Raw genomic sequence first — 22,971 nt, forward strand, 5'->3', positions numbered from 1 at the left:
CCCAGGGCGCGACTCCTTAAGAGTTGCGGCAGGGGGTGGGCTGGCAGGATGGGGTGGGTGGAGCGCTTTCGATCATGGGATGGGACCGAGCTCGCCTACCGGGTCGTCGGGGACGGGCCGCCGCTGGTGTGTGTGCCGGGCGGGCCGGGGCAGGCGGTGCGGTATCTCGGGGAGCTGGGCGGGCTGTCGGCCACGCGGACGCTGATCCTGCTCGACAACCGGGGCACCGGGGACTCGGCCGTGCCCGCCGATCCGGCGAGCTACCGGGTGGACCGTATCGCCGACGACGTCGAGGCGCTGCGCGCCCACCTGGGCCTTCCGACCATGGACCTGTTCGGCCACTCCGCCAGCGGCGGCGTGTGCTTCCTGTACGCCGACAGACATCCGGACCGGCTGCGCCGCCTGGTCGTCGTCGACCCGTCGCTGCGGGTGCTCGGGCTGCCGTCCGATCTGGACGTGGCGCACGTGCTGGCCGAGCGCTCGCACGAGCCGTGGATCGACGAGGCCGCCGCGGCGCTGACCACCGAGGCCGCCGACGACGAGGACCTCGAACGGCTGCGGTGGCTGTCCGCCCCGCTGCTGTACGGGCAGTGGAACGACGCCGCGAAAGCCCAGGCCGCCGCCGAGCCGGCCGAGTTCGCCAGGCCCGCCACCGACGGCTTCTACGCCGGCTACGAGCCCGATCCGGCGCTGGTGGACCGGCTGGCCGGGCTCGCCGCGCCGATGCTGCTGGTGGTCGGCGAGCACGACATCTGGCCCACCCGCCACGCCGTACGCGCGCTGGCCGAGCGGCTCAGCTCGGCACGGCTGACGGTGCAGCCGGCGTCGGGTCACTTTCCGTGGGTGGACGATCCGGCGACGTTCGCGGCGACGGTGGAGTCGTTCCTGGTCGCAGCAGCAGCATGAGGCCGCCGGCCAGCAGGCCCCAGAAGGCCGCCCCGATCCCGAGCAGGGCCACGCCCGACGCCGTCACCACGAAGGTGACCACCGCGGCCTCCCGCCCCTGCGCCTGCTCCGTCGCCGACGCGAGCGCCGCACCGAGCGCGCCGAGCAGGGCCAGGCCCGCCACCGCCTCGATCAGCAGCGGCGGCGAGCTGAGCACGAACGCCGTCGCGGCGCTCGCGCCCAGCCCGAGCACGATCATGCCGGTGCCCGCGGTCACCGAGGCGATCCAGCGCCGCCGCGGATCCGGGTGCGCGTCGGGGCCGGCGGCCAGCGCGGCGGTGATGGCGGCCAGGTTCACCGCGTGCGAGCCGAACGGCGCGGCCACCGCCGTCGCGGCCCCGGTGCCGAGCAGGACGCCGCGCAGCGGCGGCGTGTAGCCGTACCCCTGCAGCACGGCCATGCCGGGCACGTTCTGCGAGGCCATGGTGACCAGGAACAGCGGCACGGCCAGGCTCACCAACGCCTGCCAGGTGAACACCGGCGCGGTGAGCACGACCTCCGGCGCGGCGGCGGCTCCGCGCAGCGCGCCCGGGGAGTCCAGCACGATCACGACCGCGGCCGTGGCCAGCGCGGCGGGCACCGCCCAGGCCCGCGCGAAGCGGTTCAGCACCAGCCACACCAGCACTATCGGCGCGGCGAGCAGCGGCACGTCGACCAGCGCGCGCACCGGGGCGATGCACAGGTCGAGCAGCACACCCGCCAGCATCGCCGCCGCGATCGGCCGCGGGATCGCCGCGATCGCCCGGCCCAGCGCCGGGAACAGCCCCGCCGCGACGATCAGCGCGCCGGTGACCAGGAATGCGCCCACGGCGGCGGCGAACCCGCCGCCGACCGCGCCGGTGGCGGCCAGCAGCGCCGCACCCGGGGTGGACCAGGCGATGCTGATCGGGATGCGGTGCCGCAGGCCCAGCACGATCGCCGTCGCGCCGGCGGCAACGCATACCGCCAGCAGGCCCGACGCGGCCTGGGCCGAGTCCGCGCCGACCGCCCGCAGCCCGGCCAGCACCACGGCGAACGTGCTCGCGAACCCGACCACCGCCGTGACCACCCCGGCCAGCACCGGCTGCAGCACTCCCCTGCCCACGTGCACCTCCCACTGGCGTTCCGCAAACGGAACGGTTGTCTGTGGTGCACGATAGCCCCATGAGCTCGCGTCCGGCAACCGTCCGCAGCAGCCCACCCTCGGCCCTGGAGCCCGGCGCCGAGGGCGTCGGGCCGCGGCTGCGACAGCTGCGGGAGGCCGCCGGCATCTCGCTGTCGGAGCTGGCTCGGCGGGCGAACGTGGGCAAGGCCACGCTGTCGGGGCTGGAGAACGGCACCCGCAACCCGACCCTGGACACCCTGTGGTCGGTGACCGCCGCGCTCGGCGTGCCGATCACCACGCTGCTGTCCGGGCAGCAGGCGGGCGTGGTCCGCGGCACCGCCGTCGAAGCCACACTGCTGCAGGTCTTCGACGACGACGCGGTCACCTACGAGCTGTACCGCATGGTCGTCCCGCCGGGCGCCGTCCAGCGCTCACCCGCGCACCACGCCGGGGTGACCGAGCACGTCACCGTCTTCGACGGCATCCTGCGCGCCGGCCCCGCCGACGCCCCCCTCACCGCCCACCCCGGCGAGCACATCTCCTGGCAGTCCGACGTCCCCCACCTCTACGAGGCCGTCGGCACCCACCCCGTCCACGCCAGCCTCCTCATCCGCTACCCGCGCCCCTGACCCGCCCCCGCCCCCGCCCAACACGGCGCGGCGCGGCACGATGCGGCGCGGCGCAGCGCGGCGCAGCGCGGCGCAGCGCGATGAAGATCACTGTTTCGGGTCAAAAGCTGAGGTCAGGACTCACTTTCGGACCGGAAACAGCGATCTTGTCCCGCACCGGACAAGACCGCGCATCACGGCCGATGAGCGGCGAGCAGGAACCGCTGGGAGTGGGCGACGAACGGGCCGTCGGCGCGAATCCGCGCGTCCATGGCCACCAGCCGGTCGTGGTGCCTCTCCACGGAGAAGCCAGGCACCGTCCAGATCACTTTGCGCAGGAAGACGATCACCGCTGCGACGTCGTAGAACTCGGTGCGCAGCGCCTGCGGCCGCAGATCCGTCACGGTGAGCCCGGCGGCCTGCGCCTCAGCGGCCAGGGTCTGCGGCAGGCGGCCGGTGCCCGGGTCGACGGGGCCGAGGAAGAACTCGCTCAGCTCCCGCATCGAGCCCGCGCCGATCTGCTGGGACAGGTAATGCCCGCCGGGGGCGAGCACCCGGGCCGTCTCGGCCCAGTTGGTGACCGTCGGATGCCGGCTGGCCACCAGGTCGAAGGACGCGTCCGGGAACGGCAGTGCCGCCCCGTCTGCGGCCTCGGCCACGGTCACGCCCAGCGGGGCGAGGTTCCGGCGGGCCAGCGCGAGGTTCGGCGGCCAGGACTCGGTCGCGGCGGCGGTGGCCGGGCGGTGCGCGGCTCGTGCCAGCACTTCGGCGTACACCTCGCCGCCGCCGGTCTGCACGTCGAGCACGGCCGTCGCGGTCCCGGCGCGTTCGGCCAGCAGCCGAGCGTAGCCCCAGGACGGGCGCTGCTCGGTGGCCCGCCCGGCGAACCAGCCGAAGTCCCACCCGTCGACAGGCGCGTTCGCGCCCTCCACCAGCAACTCTTCGAACGATCTCACCGGGCCAGTCCATCGCAGGGGGCCTGCCCGGGCAACGGGTTTACGACAGCTCGGCACCTTAAGACGCCGTAGCGCGTTATGCGGGATGACGGCAGGAGAAGATTCATGTCAAGGCCGCAGCCACGACCCAGATCCTCTAGCGACGCCCGGCGCACGTCCCACAGCACGACTTATGTCGGCAGGACGGCGATTCAGAGCCGCGCCCTGACCATGGTCACCGAGGGACGCCAGCGCTGGAACGAGCACCACATGCAGGTGCAGGGCATCTGCGATCGGTGCGGGCACACCTACCCGTGCGAGGACGCGCTGCAGGCGGCCTGGCAGATCGTCTACTGGGAGCCGTACCTGCCGGCCCCGGGCCTGGTTCGGCCGTACGTGGACTGAACCCTAGCCATCCTAGGCTAAAACCTAGTAGCCTTAGGTTCATGGCACGGGCAGGGCTTTCGGCGCAGCGGGTGACGCTGGCGGCCGCCGACCTGGCGGACACCGCCGGGCTCGACGGCGTCACCATCTCCGCGGTGGCGCGCGGCTTCGGCGTGAAGGACGCCAGCCTCTACTCCCACGTCCGCAACCTGCAGGACCTGCGGCACCGCATCGCCCTGCTGGCCGGCGGCGAGCTCGTCGACCGCATCGGCGCGGCCGTGGCGGGCCGATCCGGCCGCGACGCGCTGCTGGCCTTCGCCGACGCCTACCGGGCCTACGCCCTGGCCCACCCCGGCCGGTACGCCGCCACCCAGCTCCCCGTGCCACCGGAACTCGTGGCCGCCGACCCGGTGGCGTTCCGGCGCACCTACGAGCTGACCTACGGCATGCTGCGCGGGTACGGTCTGTCCGAACCCGATCTCACCGACGCGGTGCGCCTGCTGCGCAGCACGTTCCACGGGTTCGTGAGCCTGGAGGCGACCGGCGGCTTCGGCCACCCGCGCGACGTGGAGCTGTCGTGGCGGCGGTCCGTCGAGGCGCTGCACGTGCTGCTCGAACACTGGCCGGCCGCGACGCCCGGCGACACCCCCCGAGAGGAAACCCCCGCACCATGAACCGGCACCACCTCCTCCAGCAGCGTGTGCAGCAGCGGGTCGACGAGCTCGTCGGCTCCGGGCAGGAGACCGGCGTGCAGGTCGCCGCGTACCTGCACGGCGAACCGATCGTGGACGCCGTCGCCGGGCTGGCCGACCCCGCGACGGGACGGCCGGTCACGCCCGGCACGCCGTTCTTCAGCTTCTCCACCGGCAAGGCGCTCACCTCGACCGTGGTGCACGTGCTGGCCGAGCAGGGGCGGCTCGACTACGACCTGCGCCTGGCCGAGGTGTGGCCGGAATTCGCGCGCCACGGCAAGTCGGGCGTGACGCTGCGGCACGTGCTCACGCACACCGCGGGCCTGCCCGCGCTGCCGCCCGACGTCACCGCCGCCGACCTGGCCGACTGGGGGCGCATGTGCGCGATCCTCGCCGACACGGTGCCGGAGTGGGAGCCGGGCACGGCGCACGGCTACCACGTGTGGACGTACGGCTGGCTGGTCGGCGAGACGGTCCGGCGGGCCACCGGCCGCACCCTGTCGCAGGTGCTCGCCACCGACGTGGCCGCACCGCTGGGCGTGCCCGGCGAGCTGCTGCTCCGCGTACCCGAGGAAGACCTCGGCCGGCTCGCCGTGCTCGACGACCGGAGCTGGTCGGACGCCCTCAAGCAGCTCAGCGCGCAGCTGCCGAACTTCGACCGGGCGGTGCCGCACGGCGCGCGGCCGGACGCCGACCTGGGCAACGACCGCGCCTTCCTGCGCGCGGAGGTGCCCGCCGTCGGCGCCATCACCGCCCGCGCGGCGGCCCGCATGTTCGCGGCGCTGCTCGGCGAGGTGGACGGGGTCCGACTGATCTCCCCGGCGCGGCTGCGCGAGGCGACCCGGCCCGTCACCCGGGGTCCGGAGTGGACGTTCGGCATGCCGGTGCGGTGGACGCTCGGTTACGCGGTGGACGGTCCGATGATCGAGGTGGGCGGGATCGGCGGCAGCCTGGCCGGAGCCCTGCCCGAGCTGGGGCTGACCATCGCGGCGACGAAGAACTCGCTGGCCGTCGGCGACGGCGACCCGATGGAGCAGCTCCGCGAAATGATCATCTCGGCGGTCCGGGAGGAGGCGCCGGCGACGCTGCCGTCCCGGATCAGCCGCGAGTGAACACGCCCAGAACCGCCTTGAATATCCGGCTTTTTCATAGAATGGGCATCGACTTCGGGACTGAGCCACACTACCATCCATAGAGTTGAATTCGTGCGCACACGAGGGGGCGACGATGTCGACCGGCAGTGAAGTCATGGCGGCCCGGACCTATCCGTTCGGGGACCCTGACCGGCTCAACCTCAACCCGCTCTACGAGCAGCTGCGCCGCAGCGAACCGCTGACCAGGGTGCGCCTGCCGTACGGCGAGGAGGCCTGGCTCGCCACCCGCTACGACGACGTGCGCATGGTCCTCGGCGACGCCCGGTTCAGCCGGGCCGCCAGCGTCGGGCGCGACGAGCCGCGCACCCACCCGCACCAGGGCGAGTCCGGCATGCTCGCGATGGACCCGCCCGAGCACACCCGGCTGCGCAAGCTCATCGCCAAGGCGTTCACCGCCCGCCGGGTCGAGACGCTGCGCCCGCGCACCCAGGAGATCGCCAACCAGCTGCTCGACGACATGGAGCGGCTCGGCTCCCCCGCCGACCTGGTCGAGCACTTCGCCACCCCGCTGCCCGTCACCGTCATCTGCGAGCTGCTCGGCGTGCCCTTCGCCGACCGCGACCGGTTCCAGCTGTGGTCCGAGGCCATCATCTCGACCACCTCGCTCACCCCGCAGCAGATCATGGAGTACCTGGGCAACCTGCACGCCTACATCGCCGGGCTGATCGCCCAGCGCCGGGTCCAGGAGACCGACGACCTGCTCGGCGCCATGGTCAAGGCCCGCGACGAGGACGAGGACCGGCTCACCGAGGCCGAACTCGTGCAGCTGTCGGCCGGCCTGCTGGCCGCCGGGCACGAGACCACGGTCACCCAGCTGCCCAACTTCGTGTACGTGCTGCTCACCAACCCCGACCGGCTGGCCGAGCTGCGCGCCGACCCGGCGCTGATCCCGGCCGCCGTCGACGAGCTGATGCGGTACATCCCGCTGGGCACCGCCGCCGCGTTCGCCCGCTACGCCACCGAGGACGTCATGCTCGGCGACGTGCTGGTCCGCGCCGGGGAGCCGGTGCTCGGCGCGCTCGCCTCCGCCAACCGCGACGAGAAGGTCTTCGACCACCCCGACGAGCTCGACTTCCACCGCGAGAGCAACCCGCACATCGGCTTCGGGCACGGCCCGCACCACTGCGTCGGCGCGCAGCTGGCCCGGATGGAACTGCAGGTCGCGCTGCACACCCTGATCACCCGTTTTCCGAAGCTCGAACTGGCCGTCGCCGAGGAACAGCTCCCGTGGAAGAAGGGCATGCTGGTCCGGGGACTCAAGGAACTGCCGGTGCGCTGGTGAGCGGGCAGTGGAAGATCACCGTCGACCGCGACCGGTGCATCGGGTCGGGCCTGTGCGCGGGCACCGCACCCGAGTACTTCGAGCTGGCCGACAAGAAGTCCCGGCCGCTGCATGACCTCGTGGACCCCGACGAGGCGGTCAGCGACGCCGCCGACTGCTGCCCCGTCGAGGCCATCCTCGTCACCGACCCCGCCACCGGCGACACCATCGCCCCTGTCTGACCCATCCGCACCGTTCAGCCCGGCGGCCCGGCCCCGCCGGGCTGAACGGTGCCCAGCGGTGAGATGGGCGACAGTACGGGGTGCGTTCGGCGGCTGATTCGGTCATCGTGCGGGCGTTTGCGTACAGTTTCCGGGCGAGGTTGCAGGCGAGCACGGAACGGGCAGCGGGATGACGATCACTGAGCAGGAGCGCACCGGGATCGATGCCGCGCGCCTGGAGGCGTGCCTGAGCGTGCTGGCGGAGGTCGAGAACCTGCCGACCGAGCACCCCGACGCCGTGGCGGTGCGCCGCGCCGTGGGGCGGCTGTTCAAGTCCGTCAAGCAGCAGCGCCGCCGGGACAAACGCGAGGAGATCCTCGCCGCCGACGAGGCGGTGACCGCGGCGACCGCGACCGGCGCGCCGGGGCGCATCGACGACGAGACCGCGGGCGTGTTCGGGCTGACCTCCCCCACCAAGGGCGACGTCGCCGGCCACCTGCGCCAGCCGCGGGCCTGCTACATCTGCAAGGACCGCTACACGCAGGTGGACGCGTTCTACCACCAGCTGTGCCCGCCGTGCGCGGAGCTGAACCACGCCCGCCGCGACGCCCGCACCGACCTGACCGGCCGCCGCGCGCTGCTCACCGGCGGCCGAGCCAAGATCGGCATGTACATCGCGCTGCGGCTGCTGCGCGACGGCGCGCACACGACGATCACCACCCGGTTCCCGTCGGACGCGGTGCGCCGGTTCACGGCGATGCCGGACAGCGCCGAGTGGCTGCACCGGCTGCGCGTGGTCGGCATCGACCTGCGCGACCCGGCCCAGGTGGTGGCGCTGGCCGACTCCGTCGCCGCGCAGGGCCCGCTGGACATCCTGATCAACAACGCGGCGCAGACGGTGCGCCGGTCGCCGCAGGCGTACGCGCAGCTGCTGGCGGCCGAGTCGGCCCCGCTGCCGGACGGGCCGCTGCCCGAGCTGATCAGCTTCGGCCACTACACCGGATCCAGCCCGGCCGCGGCGGCGATCCAGGCCATGCCGCACCAGCAGCTGAGCCCGGAAATGATCACGTCGCTGGCGCTGACCACCGGCGGGGCGAGCCTGGAGCGCATCGCCGACGGCTCCGCCATCGACGCGGGCGGGCTGGTGCCCGACCTCGACCCGAGCAACAGCTGGGTGCAGGTGGTGCAGGAGGTCGACCCGATCGAGCTGCTCGAAGTGCAGCTGTGCAACGTCACCGCCCCGTTCGTGCTGGTCAGTCGGCTGCGGGCGGCGATGGCCGCGTCCCCGGCGCGCCGCAAGTACGTGGTGAACGTGTCGGCGATGGAGGGGCAGTTCAGCCGCAAGTACAAGGGGCCGGGCCACCCGCACACGAACATGGCAAAGGCCGCGCTGAACATGCTGACCCGCACCAGCGCCGGGGAAATGCTCGACGACGGCATCCTGATGACCGCGGTCGACACCGGCTGGATCACCGACGAGCGCCCGCACCCGACCAAGATCCGCCTGGCGGACGCGGGTTTCCACGCCCCGCTCGACCTGGTCGACGGCGCGGCCCGGGTGTACGACCCGATCGTGCGCGGCGAGCTCGGCGAGGACCTGTTCGGCTGCTTCCTGAAGGACTACAAGCCCTCGCCCTGGTGACGCAGCAGCTCGGCGGCGTCGTGCTCAGTGACCGCCGACGGCGTGCCGAGCACCGTCAGCGCCCCCTGGTAGCCCGCGCCCGGCGCGAGGGTGAACATGCGGGCGGCCTCGACGACCTCGGGCCGCCCGTCGAAGCGGTGCAGGCGCGGGGCCTGCGCCGGGGCCGACACCTCGATCTTCGTCATCGCCACGCGCAGGCCGTCGCCGGTAGCCTTGAGCACCGACTCCTTGCGCGTCCAGTACGTGTAGAAGCCGTCCTGATCGAGCGGCGCGGCGGCGGCCAGCTCGGCCTCGGACAGCGCCAGCCGGGCCACGCCGAGGATGTCGCGCTGCGACTGGGCCTGCTCCACGTCGACACCGACCGGCCCGGCCAGGCTCAGCACGACGGCGATCCGGTCTCCCGAGTGCGACACGGACACGTCCGGGCCGCCCGGCACGGTGGGCCGGCCGTGCGGGACCGCGCAGGTGGTGCACGCGCGCTCGACGCGTACCGCCGCGGGTCTCTCGCCCAGGTGCCGGCCGGCCAGCAGGCGCAGCAGGGCCGCGGCCACCGTCTGCCGGGCGCGGTCCTCGGGCCTGCGCAGCGACTCGCGCCGGGCGCGCTCCCCTTCGCTGAGCAACTCCTGGTGCCAGGGCTGCTCGTCGGCCGGGTCCGCCCAGTAGACCCGGCACTCACCCGGAAGGTTCACAGTTTCGCCTCGAACTTGGCCACGCCCGCGCGGGTGCCGTCGGCCGACAGCCGGCCCTTTGCCGCGGCGTCGCCCCACAGCGCCCAGCGCAGGAAATCGGTCATGGTCTTGATGGTCTGGTCGAAGCCCTTCGCGCCGGGCCCGAGGAACGTGCCGTGGTCGCCGCCGAGCAGCGTCAGGAAGGCCCGCGGCCAGGACGTCGCGTTGTACGCGTCCCGCCCGGCCTGGTAGCGCACCACCGCGTCGGCGTCACCGTGCACCCACAGCACCGGGGTGCGGGCGCCCTTGAACGCGCCCATCGACCCGCCCGAGATGACGATCGCCGCGTCCACCCGGGCGTCGCGGTTGTTGGCCAGCATGCCGGCCGATGTGTACCCGCCCGCGGAGTGCCCTGCGACGCCGATGTGGCCACCGTCGAGGTGACCGGCGAACAGGTCGCCCGACTTCGCATCCAGCTTGAGCAGCGTGGTGAGCACCGCGGACCCGTCTGCCGGCTGGTTGGCCATGTCGAGCTGCTTGAACGGGTCCGCGTTGTGGTTGGTGAACGGGTACGCCGGGGCGGCCACCACGAAACCCGCCGCCGCGAACCGGGTGGTGAGCTGCTGGTAGTAGGTCGGCAGCCCGCGCAGGCCGTGGCTGAACAGCACCACCGGGAAGCGCCCGGCCGCGACGGGGGCGTCCTTGCGCGGCGAGCCGCCCGCCTTGCCGGTCGCCGGATACCAGACGGTGGTCGGCAGGGCGCGGTCGCCGCGGGTGAACTTCAGCGTGCGTACGCCCACCGCCAGCGCGCTCTTCGGCGCGGCCCGCACCACCGGCGACGCGGACGGGCGCACGCTCGCACTCGCCGACGGCGCGGCGGACGGCGCGCCCGACGCCGCGGCGGTGCCGCTGGGCGGGGTGAACACGGGCGTTGCGGGAGCGGGCGAGGAGCACGCGGCGACGCTCAGCACCAGGCACAGCGCGAGCAGGCGGAGGGGGGCGCGACGGTCCGGCACGCCGCCGACTCTACCGGCGCGAGCCGGACCGCAGGGCCGCCCATCCGGATGCCGTCCGGCCCCGAATCCCTGCCGAGACCAAGCCGAGACCCAGGGGGTGGACCGTGAAATCAGCGAAGCACGGCCGGGGCGGGACGCCCGTGACGGCCGCATCGATCCGGCTGCCGGGCGGCCGGGCCAGCAACGTCCTCGCCCGGCAGTTCGTCAGCACTCAGCTCGGCGCGTGGAACCTGCGCGACCCGGACGGGGACGCGCTCATCCTCGCCTCCGAACTGGTGAGCAACGCCGTGCTGCACGGCGGCGGGGCGGTCGCGATCCGGCTGGCCCGCACCGGCGCGGGGCTGCGCATCGAGGTGACCGACCGCAGCCCGCGACCACCGGAGCAGCGCTCGCCGGGGGTGGACGGCGGCTTCGGCCTCGGCCTCGTCGACGGCCTGTCGGCCCGCTGGGGAGTGGTGACCGGCCGCACCGGCAAGGTGGTCTGGTTGGAGTGCCGCCTGCGCTGAGCCGTCAGGCCAGCAGGGAGGCGTCGCCGAGCAGGCGGGTCACCGCGATCTCGATCGCGACGCGGTTCGGGTTGACCCGGGGTTCGCGGTAGCGGGTGGTGTATCGGGCGACGGCGTCGGCGACCCGCTCCGGGTCGCCGGTGACCGTCGCCTCGCCCTGCAGGGTCAGCCAGAACCGGCCCTCGAACTGGCACAGCGCCACGGCCGGGTTGCGGCGCGCGTTGGCGGCCTTGCGGCTGCCCCCGTCGCAGATGACCCGGGCCAGGCCGGTCGCCGGGTCGTAGGTGAAGCCGACCGGGGTGACGTGCGGGCTGCCGTCGGGCCGCAGCGTGGTCAGCGTCGCCAGCCGCCGCTCAGCGAGGAAGAGCAGTCCCGCACTGGAGAGGTCCCGTCTGCCGCCGTTCATCGCGCTCCCCTGCCTTCCGAAGCTCCGTCCACACCGATCCAACAGCATGGACGGAGCTTCGACCACGGCTACACGCGGGTGACCCGCACCGCGTCGGCGATGACGTAGCCGGTCGCGCTGGTCCACCGGCTGACGCCGACGGCGTTGTAGTCGCCCGCGGCGAGGTTGAACGTGCCCAGCGAGCGCCACGCGCCGCCGCCGGTGCGCTGGTCGAGGTGGACGGTCTGGTTGCCGCCCGTGGTCACCACGACGTGCGGCGCGGAGCTGCTGTATCCGGGGTCGGCGGCGTGCCAGACGTCGACCCGGTAGTTGGCGGTCGCCGGGATGTTCACCTTGAACCAGGCGGAGTCGCTGGCCAGCACCGGGTTGGCGAAGCGGTAGTCGGCGCCGTACCGCTGGCCGGAGAACGTCGAGGTGCCCCAGTTGGCGCTGGCGGTGAACCGGCCCGCGGTGGCGTTGTCCACGATGGTGCTGAAGGTCGGCGGCGGCGCGGTCAGGCCCAGGTACGACGCGATGCCGTTGACGTGGCCCTGCGCGGTCGCGGTGAGGAACGCGGCGCTCTTGAGCAGGTTGGCGTCGGCGACGGTGTCGATGAACAGGTTCTCGGTGAGCACCGCGGGCATGTTCGACTCGCGCAGCATGTGGAAGTTCGCGGTCTTCAGGCCGCGGTCGGTGACCGAGCCGGCGGTGCGCATGCCCGAGAGCACCCGCGAGTGCAGGGCGTTGTGCAGGTTGACGGTGGCCGTGTCGGAGGTCGGGTAGCGGTAGCTCTCGAAGCCCGTGCCGCCGCCGGAGTTGATGTGGACGCTGACGAGGATGTTCGCACCCCACGCATTGGCGTCGCTGGTGCGCTGGGCGAGGCTGACGGTCGCGTCGGTGGTGCGCGACATCCGCACGTCGACGGCGTAGTTGGCCTGCAGGATGTTGCGGATCTGCAGGGCGATGTTCAGGGTGAGCGCCTTCTCCTGGAGTCCGTTGGCGACCGCACCGGGATCGGTGCCGCCGTGTCCGGGATCGAGGTAGACCTTCGGGTTGGCGGCGAAGGCCGGGCTCGCCGCGAACGGGGCGGCCGCGAGACCGGCCGCGGCGGCCAGCAGAGTGCGGCGGCGCACGGAGGGGTTACCGAGCATGAGCACCTCTCAGGGTGGTGGGGGTCGGCTCGGCGCGACTATAACGACGTTCGATAGATCAAAGAAAGATGTCTACCAAACTCTTTGGATGTCCGTAGTTTTCCTACCGAACACGCCACCGCCGGTGACGGCACGGCCGCGAAGCGGCGCAGGGTGTCGTCACCGGCGGTGGGCCGGACGCGAGAGGGGTCAGCGGGTCGAGCGGATCACTTGATCTTGATCGAGACCGGCACGCTGCGATCGGTGCCGACCCTGGCGAACAGCTGGTAGGACCCCGCCGCGGGCACCGGCCCGGTGGCCACCCGCATTTGGTTCTTCGCGCAGGCGCTGCTCGACTTGCCGTTCCACTGCACGGTGAACACCATCTCGCGGCCCGCGGCTAGCGCGGTGACCTGCTTGCCCTTCGGTGCGCCGCAGTGGTCCGAGGACCAGACCTTGTCGGTGCCGTGCATCAGGAACAGCTCCTGCGCGTCGGCCCCGATGTCGCGGTTGCAGGTGTGCTTGGACAGGTTCTTGATCACCAAGGTGAAGCCGATCGGAGTGCCGCCCTTGACCTCGGTCTTCGACGCCCGCGCGATCACCTGCAGGTCACCGTCGGTGCAGGACTCCTTCGCGGCGACCGGCTTCGGCTTGCCCCCGGCCGCCTGCGGCGCGTACCGCACCCGGTAGATCTTCGCGGTCGACAGGATCGGGTTGTAGCCCTGGTCGGGGTAGAGCCCGGAGAAGTACAGCCCGTCCGGGCCGGCCGCGATCCCGGCGACCGTCGTCTTGCCGTACCCGTTGTATTCGACCAGGGTCTTCGGCTTGGAGACGGAGCCGTCCTTGTTGAAGGTGAACTCGACGATGCGCTTGCCGCGCAGCTGCGGGCCGGTGCCGTAGGTGGGGCCGCTCTCCGACACGAACGCGTTGCCGAGTTTCGTGTCCGGGAAGCCGGCGGTCTGGTTGCCCTCCTTCTGGATGAAGGTGATGCCCACCGGCGCGTGCGTCGGCGCCCAGTTGTAGAGCGCCTTCTTCTTCAGGCTGGACGTGTTCGAGTTCCAGCCGTAGTCGCCGCCCTTGACGATCCGGGCCAGCCGGTCGTTGTTGGTCGAGCCGTTCTCCACCGAGTAGTGCTGGCCGTCCGCGGCCCGCCACGCCCCGCCGAACGGGTTGCGGAAGCCCGACGCGAAGACCAGGTCCTTGACCTTGCTCTTGTCGGCCGGGTCGTAGAACGGGTTGTCCTCGGGCGCGGAGCCGTCCAGATTGACCCGAAGCACCTTGCCGCGGGCGTCGGTGAGATCGCGGGCGCTCTTGGGCACGAAGCCGTCGCCGATGTGGATGTACAACTTGCCGTCCGGCCCGATGGTCAGGTTGGAGATCTGGTGTGAGGCGACCAGCGGATCGTCCTTCAGGTCCAGCACCGTGGTGACGGTCTTGCCGGTCAGGCCGCCGTCCTCGCTGTGGATGCGCACGACCTTCGGGAAGTACTCCGCCCCGGCCTGGTACAGCATGCTGGCGAAAACGTCCCCGGTGGTCGGCTCGACGACCACCCCGGTCAGGCCGATCTCGCCGGTGCCGGGGAAGTCCGCGTACGGGTTCCAGTTCAGCAGGTTCTTGGCGTACACCCCGACCTTCAGGTCGCCGCGCACCACCTTGATGGTGCCGTACAGCTCGGTGACGTAGAACATCGGCTTGTCGGGCGCGACGGCGTGCGAGGGCACCATGGCGATGTTCACCGGCAGCTCGAACCCCGACGCCACCTCCTCGACCTTGTACCCGGGCTGGGCCACCACCCACTGCGGAGCGCCGGGCAGCGGCTTGCGCTCCTTGTCGGTCCGGAACGGCCGGCTGGTGTACGGGCTCCACTCCGTCGCCGGGTTGCCGCTGCTGTCCTTGTGCCGCACCCGCAGCTCGTAGTCGCGGTCACCGGGCAGGTCACGGCGCTGCGCGAAGGAGTTCTCGAAAACGCCGTCGCCGAAGTGGGTGTGCGTCTTCTGTACGCCGCCGATGCAGCCGGCGAACCAGACGCGCTCGTGCGGCTGCGCCGTCCAGATCTCCCAGTCGGTGCAGACGTGCTCGCTGCCCGCGTCGACGTCCTGCATGGGGCTGGTCTCCATGTGCACGTCCGCGCCGCTGAGCAGCGCGCCGTCGGTCTCGGGCTCGGTGATGACCGGGCCGAGCGGGGCCGACGTGGCGGGCAGCACGGGACCGCCGACGTGCTCACACGCGGCGACCACACCCATGATGGTGAGCAGGACCGCGACCAGGATGGACTCGCCGGCGAGCGCGATCTTGCGAGCGTTCATGCGGGCTGTCCCCCGGGGTCGTGTCGTCACCTCACGCAACTCGGGCGAGGGTACAGAGACTTTTGGGGGCTGTTGTGTATTACACGCCCATTGTTACAAATTACGGCCTGTTTGTCCGTTTATCCTGGGCGGCACCATCGGCTGGCGCGGGCGCGCCGGCTGTGGCAGGGTGCTCGCCATGACACACGGAATCGAGCTGTCCCCGGTCCGATGACCCAGGTGGACGAGCGCGAGGCGCTCGCACCCCGGACGATTCTCGAACACGCCGAACTCCTGCATTTCACCCATCCCGACGGCCCGCTGCCGCAAGCCGGCCGACCGTATCCGGACGAGGACCGCTACCGCGCGCTGCCCCGCACCGAGCGGCGGACCGCGGCGAGCAACCAGGCGATCGTCGACCTGGTCACCTCCGCTTACCGGGCCGAACCGTCCCCCGCCCGAGCCCGGTTCCCGCTGGCCGAGGCGCTGCGGTCGGTGGTCGTCCCGTCCCGCGGTCACGGGCTGCTGCTGGAGGCGGTCGCCTCCGTGGACCCGCGCTGGCGGCACCGGGTCGGACGTCATCTGGCCTGCACGGGCACCGAACGCAGCCAGGTCCTGGTCGGGCTGATCCTGCTCGCCGGAGCGGCCGGTCCGGACGACGTGCTGCCGGTACGCCTGCTCGGCCTGCTGGGCAGGCACTTCGGCGAGTCGGCGATCCGCGTGCTCCGGCAGATCCCCGGCGCCGCCGACGACCTGATCTGGCTGGCCGAACGAGCCGATCCGATGAACCACGCGCGAGCCGTCGAAGCGCTGTGCACCCTGGCCGACCCGGCCACCTTCGCCTGGCTGCTGCGTGAAGGCGTACGCCCCGACGGACCCTCCGTCGTCCACGCCCGAGCCGTCGCCGAGACCGTCGACCTCCCCGCCCTGCTCAACCCCGATACGCCGATGGGAAGGTGCCCTTCCTCTACAGATAGCGATGGGAAGGCGCCCTTCCTTCGCTCGGGGGAGGTTGTCGCGCAGGTGGGCAGGGTGTTGGTGGCGCTGATGGGGCGTGAGGCCGGCAGTGCCGAACTGCGGCGGTACGCGGGTGCGGCGGCGGCGCTGGCCGGGTTCACCGGAGCGGCCGGAAGGATGCGGCCGGGTCTGGACCGGTACGCGATGGTCGTGACCGTGCTCGCTGATCTCTATGCGGGACAGGCAGCCACGCTCGGCCTGCCCGAGAGGGAGGTGGCGGCGATGCGGGCGGCGCTCGAACGGCTGCTCGACGAGCCCGCCTGGGCCGCCGTGCGGGCGGATGCCGAGCGGTCGGCAGACCCGATGAGCCGCCGGCGGGCACAGTGGGCGCTGGCCACCCGCATCGCCTGCCGACAGACCCCGTTACCGGCCGGATCGGCCACTGCCGAGGAGACCGAGATGACGCGACCCGACGGCGGGCAGAGCACCTTCGCGATCCGGGTGCACGTGGGCGACCCCGGGCTGGACGGCGGCGTCGAGACCAGGGTCTTCATCGACGGTCGCCCGATCATCTTGGAGGCGTTCGACAAGGGACCGTCGGAGCAGCCCGAATACCTGCTCGGACCGGAGCACCGGCTGCGGGCGGCCGACGAGCCGCACGAGGTGCGGCTGGCCGAGGCGGACTGCACCGAGGGCTGCTGCGGGGCGCTCTACGTCACCGTCGAACGCCGGGGCGACGAGGTCGTCTGGCGCGACTGGCGCGACCCCGACCGGACCGGCGTCGACCTGCCGGTCTTCCGCTTCGCCGCCGCCGACTACGACGCCGAGGTGCACCGGGCCGAGAACGACCACTCGTGGGAGTGGCCCGACCGGACCGTCGCCCGGCTGCTGCGGGCCCGGCTGCGGGCGGAGCCGGACCTGCTCGGCCGGTGGGACTGCGATCTCGGCTGGATGTCGACCGGGCCGCGCGACTGCGGCCAGGTGCAGGTGTCGTACTTCCACCCCCGCCGCCCGGCCGTGGACGACGAGCCGTGGCTGCAGTTCGTCGCGGTCCTCGACGTGCCGCCGGGTGAGCCGGACGCGGTCGCCGACGTGCTGGTCCGGCAGCTCGCCGAGACCGACCCGCGCCGCCCCGAGTGGCTCTGCGGCGGCAGCGCCGAGGCCGCCGAGGCACTCGGCTTCGACTGGCCACCCGCACGCCGGCGCTGAGGACGATCGCCGTTTCGGGACGAGAGATGCGGTCCAGCCGCACGTCGTGACCCGAAACGGCGATCATGTCCACCGGCTACCGGTGGCCGAACGGGACGGTCGATTTCGGCCGTCCACGGCGCGGGGTCCGGGTCGGGCAGCGAGAATTCAGGCATGTGGGAGCCGGTGCTGGACCGCGACGCGCGCGCCGCCGCCGCCCGGGCCGCCGCCGCCCGGCTGGCCTCCTCGGGCATCCACGCCGTCGCCCTGACCTGGGTCGACAACGCCGGGGTGACCCGGGTCAAGTCGGTGCCGACCGAACGTCTCGACCACGCCGCCGCGTGGGGCGTGGGCATGTCGCCGGTGCACGACGTGTTCTGCGTCGACGACGCGATCACCGCCGGGGACCTGATCGGCGGCCCGGTCGGCGACCTGCGGCTGCATCCCGACCTGGACGCGCTGACCGTGCTCGGCGCGATGCCGGGCTGGGCCTGGGCCCCGGTGGACCGGTGGACCCAGGACGGCGAGCCGTACCCGGTGGACCAGCGGCTGTTCGCCAAGCGCATGGTCGAGCGCGCCCACGCGGCGGGGCTGCACCTGCGGATGGCCTTCGAGATCGAGTGGCTGCTCGCGCGGCCCGACGGCACGCCCGCGGGCGACGGTCCGGCGTACGGCATGGCGCGGCTGGCGGAGCTGGCGGACTTCGGCCGGGACCTGCTGGCGGCGCTGGCAGCGCAGGGGGTGGCGGTGGAGCAGTTCCATCCCGAGTACGGCCCCGGGCAGCTGGAGGTGTCCGTCGCGCACGCGGACCCGGTCACCGCCGCCGACCGCGTGGTGCTGGTGCGCGAGACGATCCGGGCGCTGGCGTTCCGCCACGGGCTCCGCGCCTCGTTCGCCCCGGTGGCGATCGCGGAGCAGGTCGGCAACGGCATGCACCTGCACTTCTCGGTCTGGGCGGGCGGGGTGAACCTGTTCGCGGGCGGCGACGGCCCGTACGGGATGACCCGCCGCGGCGAGTCGGTGCTGGCCGGGGTGCTGCAGCGGCTGCCCGCGCTGGCCGGGCTGGGCGCGCCGAGCCCGGCCAGCGCGCTGCGCCAGGCTCCGCAGCGCTGGGCCGGGGCCTACCAGTGCTGGGGGCACGAGAACCGGGAGGCGGCGCTGCGTTTCGTCACCGGCGCGAGCGGCGGCCGGGACACCGCCGCCAACGCCGAGATCAAGTGCGTGGACGCCTCAGCGAACCCGTACCTGGTGGCGGGGGCGGTGTGCGCGCTGGCGACCGACGCGGCCGGGGCCGGGATGCGGCTACCGGACGAGGTGCGGGTCGATCCGTTCACGCTGGCCGAGGCGCGCCGCCCGCCGCGGCTGCCGGACTCCCCCGCGCTGGCGGCCGAGCGGCTGCGCGCCGACGCGGGCCTGGTCGCCATGCTGGGCGAGCCGCTGCTGGACGCGTTCGGCGCGGTGCACCGCGCCGAGGCCGACATGCTCGGCAGGCTCAGCCCGACCGACCTGGTGGCCGCGGTGCGATGGCGCTACTGACCGCGGACCTGCCGCTGATCGACGGGCACTGCCATGCGATCACCGTGGCTCCGCTCGACGACGCGGCCTTCGAGCTGTGGTGCACGGAGGCCAACGAGCCGCCCGCTCCGGGCACCTCCTACCTGGACAGCCGGGTGGGGCTGGCGCTGCGGCGCTGGTGCGCGCCGGTGCTGGACCTGCCCGCGCACGCCCCGGTCGAGGAGTACCTGCGGCGGCGGCGCAGGCTCGGACCGGACGAGGTCGCGACGCGGCTGCTGCGGGCCGCGAACCTGTCCGCGTTGCTGGTGGACACCGGTCCGGTCGCGGGCGGGCTGGTGGACCGCCACGTGCTGGGCACGCTGGCCGAAGCGCCGACCCACGCCGTGGTACGCCTGGAACTGCTGGCCGAGCAGGTCGCGCTGGGCACGGACGCCGCGAGGTTCGCGGCCGCGTTCGCCGTGGCGCTCGACGAGGCCGTGCCGGGGGCGGTGGCGACGAAGTCGATCGCGGCGTACCGGCACGGCCTGGACCTGGACCCAGCGCGACCGGAGCCGCACGAGGTGAGCGCCGCCGCGGCCCGCTGGCTGCGCGACGGCGGGCGGCTGACCGACCCGGTGCTGCTGCGCCACCTGCTGTGGAGCGCGGTCGACGCCGGGCTGCCGATCCAGCTGCACACCGGCTTCGGCGATCGGGACGCGGCGCTGGCCCGCGCCGACCCGGCGCTGCTGCAGCCGTTCTGCGAGGCCACCCTGCCGTACGGGGTGCCGCTGGTGCTGCTGCACTGCTACCCGTACCACCGCCAGGCCGGCTGGCTGGCGCAGGTGTACCCGCACGTGCACGCCGACCTGGGCCTGACCGTGCCGCACCTGGGCGCGCGGGCCACCGCGGTGCTGGGCGAGTTCCTGGAGCTGGCCCCGTTCGGCAAGCTGCTCTACTCTTCCGACGCATACGGCCTGCCGGAGCTGTACCTGATCGCCGCCGCGCAGCTGCGGCACAGCCTGGGGCTGGTGTTGGCGGAGGCGGTCGACGACGGCGCGGCGAGCGCGGCCGACGCGCGGCGGATCGCCGAGCAGATCGGCGCGGGCAACGCCGCCCGCGTCTACCGGCTGGGCTGAACCGGCCCGATACACCGGCCGCCGGGTAGACGATCAAAACGTGAGGGAATGGGTATGGGCCAAAGGTCAGCCGCACCCACTGGATCGAGGTGACACATGAACCCCGCCGCCAGAACGCGCTACGGCACCCCCGCTGGTACCGCTCCGTACCGCAGGCCCCGGCGGAACCTGCTGCCCCCTCCCGCCCCGCCCGTGCCGGAGCACGAGGAGGCGGCCGGGCACGAGACGGCCACCGGCCCGACCCCGATGACGCCGCACGACCAGGTGCTCGTGGAGGGACCGTTCAGCCGCGTCGACCTGCGCGGCATCCGGCGGCGCATCCACGAGCTGGGCGAGGCGTGGCGGCTGCCGGAACCGGTCGGCTGGGCGCTGGAGCTGGTCACCACCGAGCTGGTCGTCAACGTCGTGATGCACGCCGACGGGCGCGGCAGGCTGCGGCTGTCCCGCTACGCCGGCTGGGTGTTCTGCCAGGTCAGCGACGTCGGGCCGGGGGTGAGCCGGCCCTACACGGCGGGCTGGCAGCCGCCGACCGGCACGCAGACCTCCGGCCGGGGGCTGTGGATCGCCCGGTGCTTCTCGGAGCGGCTGACCATCGACTCCAGCACGCTCGGCACCACGGTCACCGCGAAGATCTGGGCTCCGTCCGGGCCGCGCTGACTCAGGGCCAGCTCGGCCGTAGCGGCATGCCGCCGGCGCCCTTCGGGTCGAGGCGTACGCCCAGCACCTGGTGCAGTTGCACCTGGTCGCGCTCGAAGCCGAGCCGGCAGCCGGCCAGGTAGAGCCGCCACACCCGGGCCCGGCTGTGCCCGATCTCCTCGACCGCCTCGGCCCAGTGCCGCTCCAGGTTCGCCGACCACTGCGCCAGCGTCAGCGCGTAGTGCTCGCGGAAGTTCTCCTCGTGCCGGATCTCGAACCCGCTCTCGTTCATGACGCCGATCAGGTGCCCGACGCCTTCCAGCTCGCCGTCGGGGAACACGTACTGGTTGATGAACGTGCGCCGGTAGCGTCCCGGGTCGCGGTTGTCGGGCCGGGTGATGCAGTGGTTGAGCAGCCGCCCGCCGTAGCGCAGCCGCTGCTGCAGGAACCGGAAGTAGCCGGGCAGCTGGGCCCGGCCGATGTGCTCGGTGAGCCCGATCGAGCTGATCGCGTCGTAGTGGTTGACCGGCACGTCGCGGTAGTCCAGGTGGCGCACCTCGGCGAGGTCGGACAGGCCCGCCTCGGCGATCGCCTTGGCCGCCCACTCGGCCTGCCGCCGGGACAGGGTCACCCCGAGCGCCTTCACGCCGTACTCGCGGGCGGCGTGCATGACCATGCCGCCCCAGCCGCAGCCCACGTCGAGCAGGCGCATGCCGGGTTGCAGGTCGAGCTTCCTGGCGACCAGGTCGTGCTTGGCGAACTGGGCCTGCTCCAGGGTCGCGGCCGCGTCGGGGAAGACCGCGCAGGTGTACGCCATCGACGGGCCGAGCAGCCACTCGTAGAACCGGTTCGACACGTCGTAGTGGTGCGAGATCGCGGCCTGGTCGCGCTCCTTGGAGTGCCGCCGGCCGTGCAGCCGCGCCTCCATCGGCGGCCGGGGCGGCGGGTTCAGCAGCCGCAGCCCGCCCAGGTCGCGCAGCGCCTGATACCGCCCGGACCAGGACTGGTCCAGTTTCAGCCCGTTGACGGCGACCAGCGCCTCGTACATGTCGCCGTGCACCTCCAGGTCGCCGGAGACGTACGCGCGGGCCAAGCCCAGCTCGTGACGGCCGGTGACCAGGTAGGACAGCGCGCGTTCGCTGCGCACCTCGAAACCGACGGCGGCGTCGGACGGGCCCGCCTCGCTGCCGTCGAACGCGGAGAACCGCACCGGAACCGGGCCCGTGACGAGCCCCTGGACCACCTTCGCAATGCTCATCTCGACCTCACCGAACGCACTTGTCGTACAGGTCTGGCAGCCGACCGTCGGGGTCGTACTCGCCCTTCACCGCCGCGTACGCGGGGCCGTTGTAGAGCTCCCAGAACTCCTCGCGGGGGTAGTGCACCGTGGAGTAGAGAGACTTGTGCCCGCCGAGCGCGTCGACGCGCGCCTCGATGAGCCGGTTGTGGAAGTCCGCGGCCTGGCCCGGCCGCCGCGCGACGCTGGACCAGAAGCCGAAGTTGACGTACAGGTCGTCGGGCTTGAGCGGGTACAGCGGCCACGGCACGGGATCGCGCAGCCGCAGCGGGCACAGCCACACCGGCGTGATGCCGACCTCGTCGAGGAAGAAGTCCAGGAACTCCGGGCCCTGGCGCACCGGCACCTCGACGTCCTGCACCACCGCCTCCTGCGGCGGGCGGCCGCGCACCTTGTCCAGCCGCGCGCTGAGCCCGTGGCGGCGGTCGAAGGCGACGATGCGGTGGTAGACGTCGGAGCGCCGGTATCGGCGCGGCCACACGCGGCGTACCAGCGGATGCTGCGCGCCGAACGCCCGCGAGCACCAGAACCAGTCGGTGTCCCAGCGCCACAGGTAGTCGCGGACCGTGAGGTAGTCGATGGGCCGCCGGGACGGCGACCGGTAGTAGACCTCCTGGCCGGTGTAGTCGCTGGTCCACGGCGCGGTGTCGGTGAACGTGCCGATGGTCAGATACATCTGCCGGCCGTGGAAGACGGTGCCGTCGAGGAAGTCGACCCGCGCGTCGCCGTCGCGGCCGGACGTGCACAGCTCGTCGAGGGCGGCGAAGCAGGCCGCGGCGTTGTCGAAGCGCCGGTGCCGCAGCCGCACGTACGGCTGCACCGGCTCCAGCTCGATGGTCAGCCGCAGCGCGTAACCGAGCGTGCCGTACGAGTTGGGGAAGGCGCGGAACAGCTCGGCGTGCTCGTTGTCGGGCCGCGCGGTGACCACCCGCCCGTCGCCGGTGAGGATCTCCATCTCCAGCACCGACTCGTGCGGCAGGCCGTTGCGGAACGACGACGACTCGATGCCCAGCCCCGCCACCGCCCCACCGATGGTGATGGTCTTGAGCTGTGGCACGACCAGCGGCATCAGCCCGAAGCGCAGCGTGGCGTCGACCAGCCGCTCATAGGTGACCATGCCCTGCACCTGGGCGGTGCGCTCGGTCTCGTCCACGTAGATCACCGAGTCGAACGCGCTGACGTCCAGCCCCGGCCCGGCTTCCGGGCGGCCGAACCGGAACAGGTTGGACGTGCGCTTGGCCAGCCGCACCGGTTCCGTGCGGGGCAGGGCCTGGTACTGCGCCTTCAGCGCACGTACCGCACCGGCATGGTCCTCAACGGATGGCCCCACGCTCGCAACGTACCGCC

At 72.8% G+C, this 22,971-nt stretch carries 22 protein-coding genes; 13 read left to right on the top strand and 9 right to left on the bottom strand.

Features of this window, described 5'->3' with window-relative positions; genetic code table 11:
- The first annotated feature begins 156 nt into the window (after window positions 1-156).
- Window positions 157-906: an alpha/beta fold hydrolase gene (locus tag ACFQO7_RS01040; protein WP_376804702.1), complete on the top strand. Its 750-nt coding sequence runs from the start codon at window positions 157-159 to the stop codon at window positions 904-906.
- Here the strand turns inward: ACFQO7_RS01040 and ACFQO7_RS01045 are convergent.
- Window positions 794-2,029, bottom strand: a complete 1,236-nt coding sequence (locus ACFQO7_RS01045; RefSeq protein WP_376804547.1) for a benzoate/H(+) symporter BenE family transporter — start codon at window positions 2,027-2,029, stop codon at window positions 794-796. The genes ACFQO7_RS01040 and ACFQO7_RS01045 overlap by 113 nt on opposite strands.
- Before the next feature lie 59 nt (window positions 2,030-2,088).
- Between ACFQO7_RS01045 and ACFQO7_RS01050 the strand changes: the two genes are divergently transcribed.
- Complete coding sequence (locus tag ACFQO7_RS01050) at window positions 2,089-2,658, top strand: helix-turn-helix domain-containing protein (RefSeq protein WP_376804548.1); 570 nt, start codon at window positions 2,089-2,091, stop codon at window positions 2,656-2,658.
- A gap of 173 nt (window positions 2,659-2,831) precedes the next feature.
- Here ACFQO7_RS01050 and ACFQO7_RS01055 read toward each other — a convergent pair whose 3' ends face one another.
- Entirely contained in the window at window positions 2,832-3,593 is a 762-nt protein-coding gene (locus ACFQO7_RS01055; RefSeq protein WP_376804549.1) for a class I SAM-dependent methyltransferase, read from the bottom strand.
- Between the two features lie 210 nt (window positions 3,594-3,803).
- On the opposite strand from ACFQO7_RS01055, the gene ACFQO7_RS01060 reads away from it, so the two are divergent.
- The 6 genes from ACFQO7_RS01060 to ACFQO7_RS01085 all read left to right on the top strand — a co-directional run bounded on the left by ACFQO7_RS01060 (window position 3,804) and on the right by ACFQO7_RS01085 (window position 8,926).
- The gene (locus ACFQO7_RS01060) at window positions 3,804-3,977 is read left to right on the top strand and encodes a hypothetical protein (RefSeq protein ID WP_203696223.1); all 174 of its coding nucleotides are present in this window, start codon (window positions 3,804-3,806) and stop codon (window positions 3,975-3,977) included.
- A 41-nt stretch (window positions 3,978-4,018) separates the two neighbouring features.
- Window positions 4,019-4,630 carry a TetR-like C-terminal domain-containing protein gene (locus ACFQO7_RS01065; protein WP_360535978.1) on the top strand — a complete coding sequence of 204 codons (612 nt, stop codon included), beginning with the start codon at window positions 4,019-4,021 and terminating at the stop codon, window positions 4,628-4,630.
- The gene (locus ACFQO7_RS01070) at window positions 4,627-5,760 is read left to right on the top strand and encodes a serine hydrolase domain-containing protein (protein WP_376804550.1); all 1,134 of its coding nucleotides are present in this window, start codon (window positions 4,627-4,629) and stop codon (window positions 5,758-5,760) included. The genes ACFQO7_RS01065 and ACFQO7_RS01070 overlap by 4 nt, the downstream gene beginning before the upstream one ends.
- 115 nt (window positions 5,761-5,875) lie before the next feature.
- Complete coding sequence (locus tag ACFQO7_RS01075; RefSeq protein WP_376804551.1) at window positions 5,876-7,084, top strand: cytochrome P450; 1,209 nt, start codon at window positions 5,876-5,878, stop codon at window positions 7,082-7,084.
- Window positions 7,081-7,305: a ferredoxin gene (locus tag ACFQO7_RS01080; protein WP_376804552.1), complete on the top strand. Its 225-nt coding sequence runs from the start codon at window positions 7,081-7,083 to the stop codon at window positions 7,303-7,305. The genes ACFQO7_RS01075 and ACFQO7_RS01080 overlap by 4 nt, the downstream gene beginning before the upstream one ends.
- A 169-nt stretch (window positions 7,306-7,474) precedes the next feature.
- Entirely contained in the window at window positions 7,475-8,926 is a 1,452-nt protein-coding gene (locus ACFQO7_RS01085; protein WP_376804553.1) for an SDR family NAD(P)-dependent oxidoreductase, read from the top strand.
- On the opposite strand, the gene ACFQO7_RS01090 is transcribed toward ACFQO7_RS01085, so the two are convergent.
- Window positions 8,905-9,615: a 4'-phosphopantetheinyl transferase family protein gene (locus tag ACFQO7_RS01090; protein ID WP_376804554.1), complete on the bottom strand. Its 711-nt coding sequence runs from the start codon at window positions 9,613-9,615 to the stop codon at window positions 8,905-8,907. The genes ACFQO7_RS01085 and ACFQO7_RS01090 overlap by 22 nt on opposite strands.
- Window positions 9,612-10,610, bottom strand: coding sequence for an alpha/beta hydrolase family protein (locus tag ACFQO7_RS01095; protein WP_376804555.1), 999 nt, complete (start codon window positions 10,608-10,610; stop codon window positions 9,612-9,614). The genes ACFQO7_RS01090 and ACFQO7_RS01095 overlap by 4 nt, the downstream gene beginning before the upstream one ends.
- 140 nt (window positions 10,611-10,750) lie before the next feature.
- On the opposite strand from ACFQO7_RS01095, the gene ACFQO7_RS01100 reads away from it, so the two are divergent.
- A complete protein-coding gene (locus tag ACFQO7_RS01100) occupies window positions 10,751-11,116 on the top strand; it encodes an ATP-binding protein (protein WP_376804556.1) in 366 nt (121 codons plus the stop codon).
- A gap of 4 nt (window positions 11,117-11,120) precedes the next feature.
- Here ACFQO7_RS01100 and ACFQO7_RS01105 read toward each other — a convergent pair whose 3' ends face one another.
- The 3 genes from ACFQO7_RS01105 to ACFQO7_RS01115 all read right to left on the bottom strand — a co-directional run bounded on the left by ACFQO7_RS01105 (window position 11,121) and on the right by ACFQO7_RS01115 (window position 14,937).
- Complete coding sequence (locus ACFQO7_RS01105; protein WP_376804557.1) at window positions 11,121-11,522, bottom strand: pyridoxamine 5'-phosphate oxidase family protein; 402 nt, start codon at window positions 11,520-11,522, stop codon at window positions 11,121-11,123.
- Between the two features lie 68 nt (window positions 11,523-11,590).
- A complete protein-coding gene (locus ACFQO7_RS01110) occupies window positions 11,591-12,652 on the bottom strand; it encodes an N-acetylmuramoyl-L-alanine amidase (RefSeq protein WP_376804558.1) in 1,062 nt (353 codons plus the stop codon).
- A 206-nt stretch (window positions 12,653-12,858) separates the two neighbouring features.
- A complete protein-coding gene (locus tag ACFQO7_RS01115; RefSeq protein WP_376804559.1) occupies window positions 12,859-14,937 on the bottom strand; it encodes a PQQ-dependent sugar dehydrogenase in 2,079 nt (692 codons plus the stop codon).
- Window positions 14,938-15,147: 210 nt separating this feature from the next.
- On the opposite strand from ACFQO7_RS01115, the gene ACFQO7_RS01120 reads away from it, so the two are divergent.
- The 4 genes from ACFQO7_RS01120 to ACFQO7_RS01135 all read left to right on the top strand — a co-directional run bounded on the left by ACFQO7_RS01120 (window position 15,148) and on the right by ACFQO7_RS01135 (window position 20,348).
- Complete coding sequence (locus ACFQO7_RS01120; protein ID WP_376804560.1) at window positions 15,148-17,082, top strand: hypothetical protein; 1,935 nt, start codon at window positions 15,148-15,150, stop codon at window positions 17,080-17,082.
- Between the two features lie 153 nt (window positions 17,083-17,235).
- Window positions 17,236-18,597: a type I glutamate--ammonia ligase gene (locus tag ACFQO7_RS01125; protein ID WP_376804561.1), complete on the top strand. Its 1,362-nt coding sequence runs from the start codon at window positions 17,236-17,238 to the stop codon at window positions 18,595-18,597.
- Complete coding sequence (locus ACFQO7_RS01130; RefSeq protein ID WP_376804562.1) at window positions 18,585-19,691, top strand: amidohydrolase family protein; 1,107 nt, start codon at window positions 18,585-18,587, stop codon at window positions 19,689-19,691. Before ACFQO7_RS01125 ends, ACFQO7_RS01130 begins: the two co-directional genes overlap by 13 nt.
- Before the next feature lie 192 nt (window positions 19,692-19,883).
- Window positions 19,884-20,348, top strand: a complete 465-nt coding sequence (locus ACFQO7_RS01135) for an ATP-binding protein (RefSeq protein ID WP_376804563.1) — start codon at window positions 19,884-19,886, stop codon at window positions 20,346-20,348.
- 1 nt (window position 20,349) lies between these two features.
- Here ACFQO7_RS01135 and ACFQO7_RS01140 read toward each other — a convergent pair whose 3' ends face one another.
- Together ACFQO7_RS01140 and ACFQO7_RS01145 are read right to left on the bottom strand one after the other, a co-directional pair.
- Window positions 20,350-21,585 carry a class I SAM-dependent methyltransferase gene (locus ACFQO7_RS01140; protein ID WP_376804564.1) on the bottom strand — a complete coding sequence of 412 codons (1,236 nt, stop codon included), beginning with the start codon at window positions 21,583-21,585 and terminating at the stop codon, window positions 20,350-20,352.
- A 7-nt stretch (window positions 21,586-21,592) separates the two neighbouring features.
- Complete coding sequence (locus tag ACFQO7_RS01145; RefSeq protein WP_376804565.1) at window positions 21,593-22,954, bottom strand: FAD-binding oxidoreductase; 1,362 nt, start codon at window positions 22,952-22,954, stop codon at window positions 21,593-21,595.
- Window positions 22,955-22,971: the final 17 nt, after the last annotated feature.

The sequence above is a fragment of the Catellatospora aurea genome (genome assembly GCF_042663325.1).
GTDB lineage: Bacteria > Actinomycetota > Actinomycetes > Mycobacteriales > Micromonosporaceae > Catellatospora > Catellatospora aurea.

Coding starts and splice junctions, on each gene's coding strand:
- ACFQO7_RS01050 (WP_376804548.1), top strand. CDS start 2,089: ATGAGCTCGCGTCCGGCAACCGTCCGCAGCAGCCCACCCTCGGCCCTG.
- ACFQO7_RS01065 (WP_360535978.1), top strand. CDS start 4,019: ATGGCACGGGCAGGGCTTTCGGCGCAGCGGGTGACGCTGGCGGCCGCC.
- ACFQO7_RS01070 (WP_376804550.1), top strand. CDS start 4,627: ATGAACCGGCACCACCTCCTCCAGCAGCGTGTGCAGCAGCGGGTCGAC.
- ACFQO7_RS01060 (WP_203696223.1), top strand. CDS start 3,804: ATGGTCACCGAGGGACGCCAGCGCTGGAACGAGCACCACATGCAGGTG.
- ACFQO7_RS01085 (WP_376804553.1), top strand. CDS start 7,475: ATGACGATCACTGAGCAGGAGCGCACCGGGATCGATGCCGCGCGCCTG.
- ACFQO7_RS01115 (WP_376804559.1), bottom strand. CDS start 14,937: ATGAACGCTCGCAAGATCGCGCTCGCCGGCGAGTCCATCCTGGTCGCG.
- ACFQO7_RS01130 (WP_376804562.1), top strand. CDS start 18,585: ATGGCGCTACTGACCGCGGACCTGCCGCTGATCGACGGGCACTGCCAT.
- ACFQO7_RS01125 (WP_376804561.1), top strand. CDS start 17,236: ATGTGGGAGCCGGTGCTGGACCGCGACGCGCGCGCCGCCGCCGCCCGG.
- ACFQO7_RS01075 (WP_376804551.1), top strand. CDS start 5,876: ATGTCGACCGGCAGTGAAGTCATGGCGGCCCGGACCTATCCGTTCGGG.
- ACFQO7_RS01120 (WP_376804560.1), top strand. CDS start 15,148: ATGACCCAGGTGGACGAGCGCGAGGCGCTCGCACCCCGGACGATTCTC.
- ACFQO7_RS01105 (WP_376804557.1), bottom strand. CDS start 11,522: ATGAACGGCGGCAGACGGGACCTCTCCAGTGCGGGACTGCTCTTCCTC.
- ACFQO7_RS01110 (WP_376804558.1), bottom strand. CDS start 12,652: ATGCTCGGTAACCCCTCCGTGCGCCGCCGCACTCTGCTGGCCGCCGCG.
- ACFQO7_RS01140 (WP_376804564.1), bottom strand. CDS start 21,585: ATGAGCATTGCGAAGGTGGTCCAGGGGCTCGTCACGGGCCCGGTTCCG.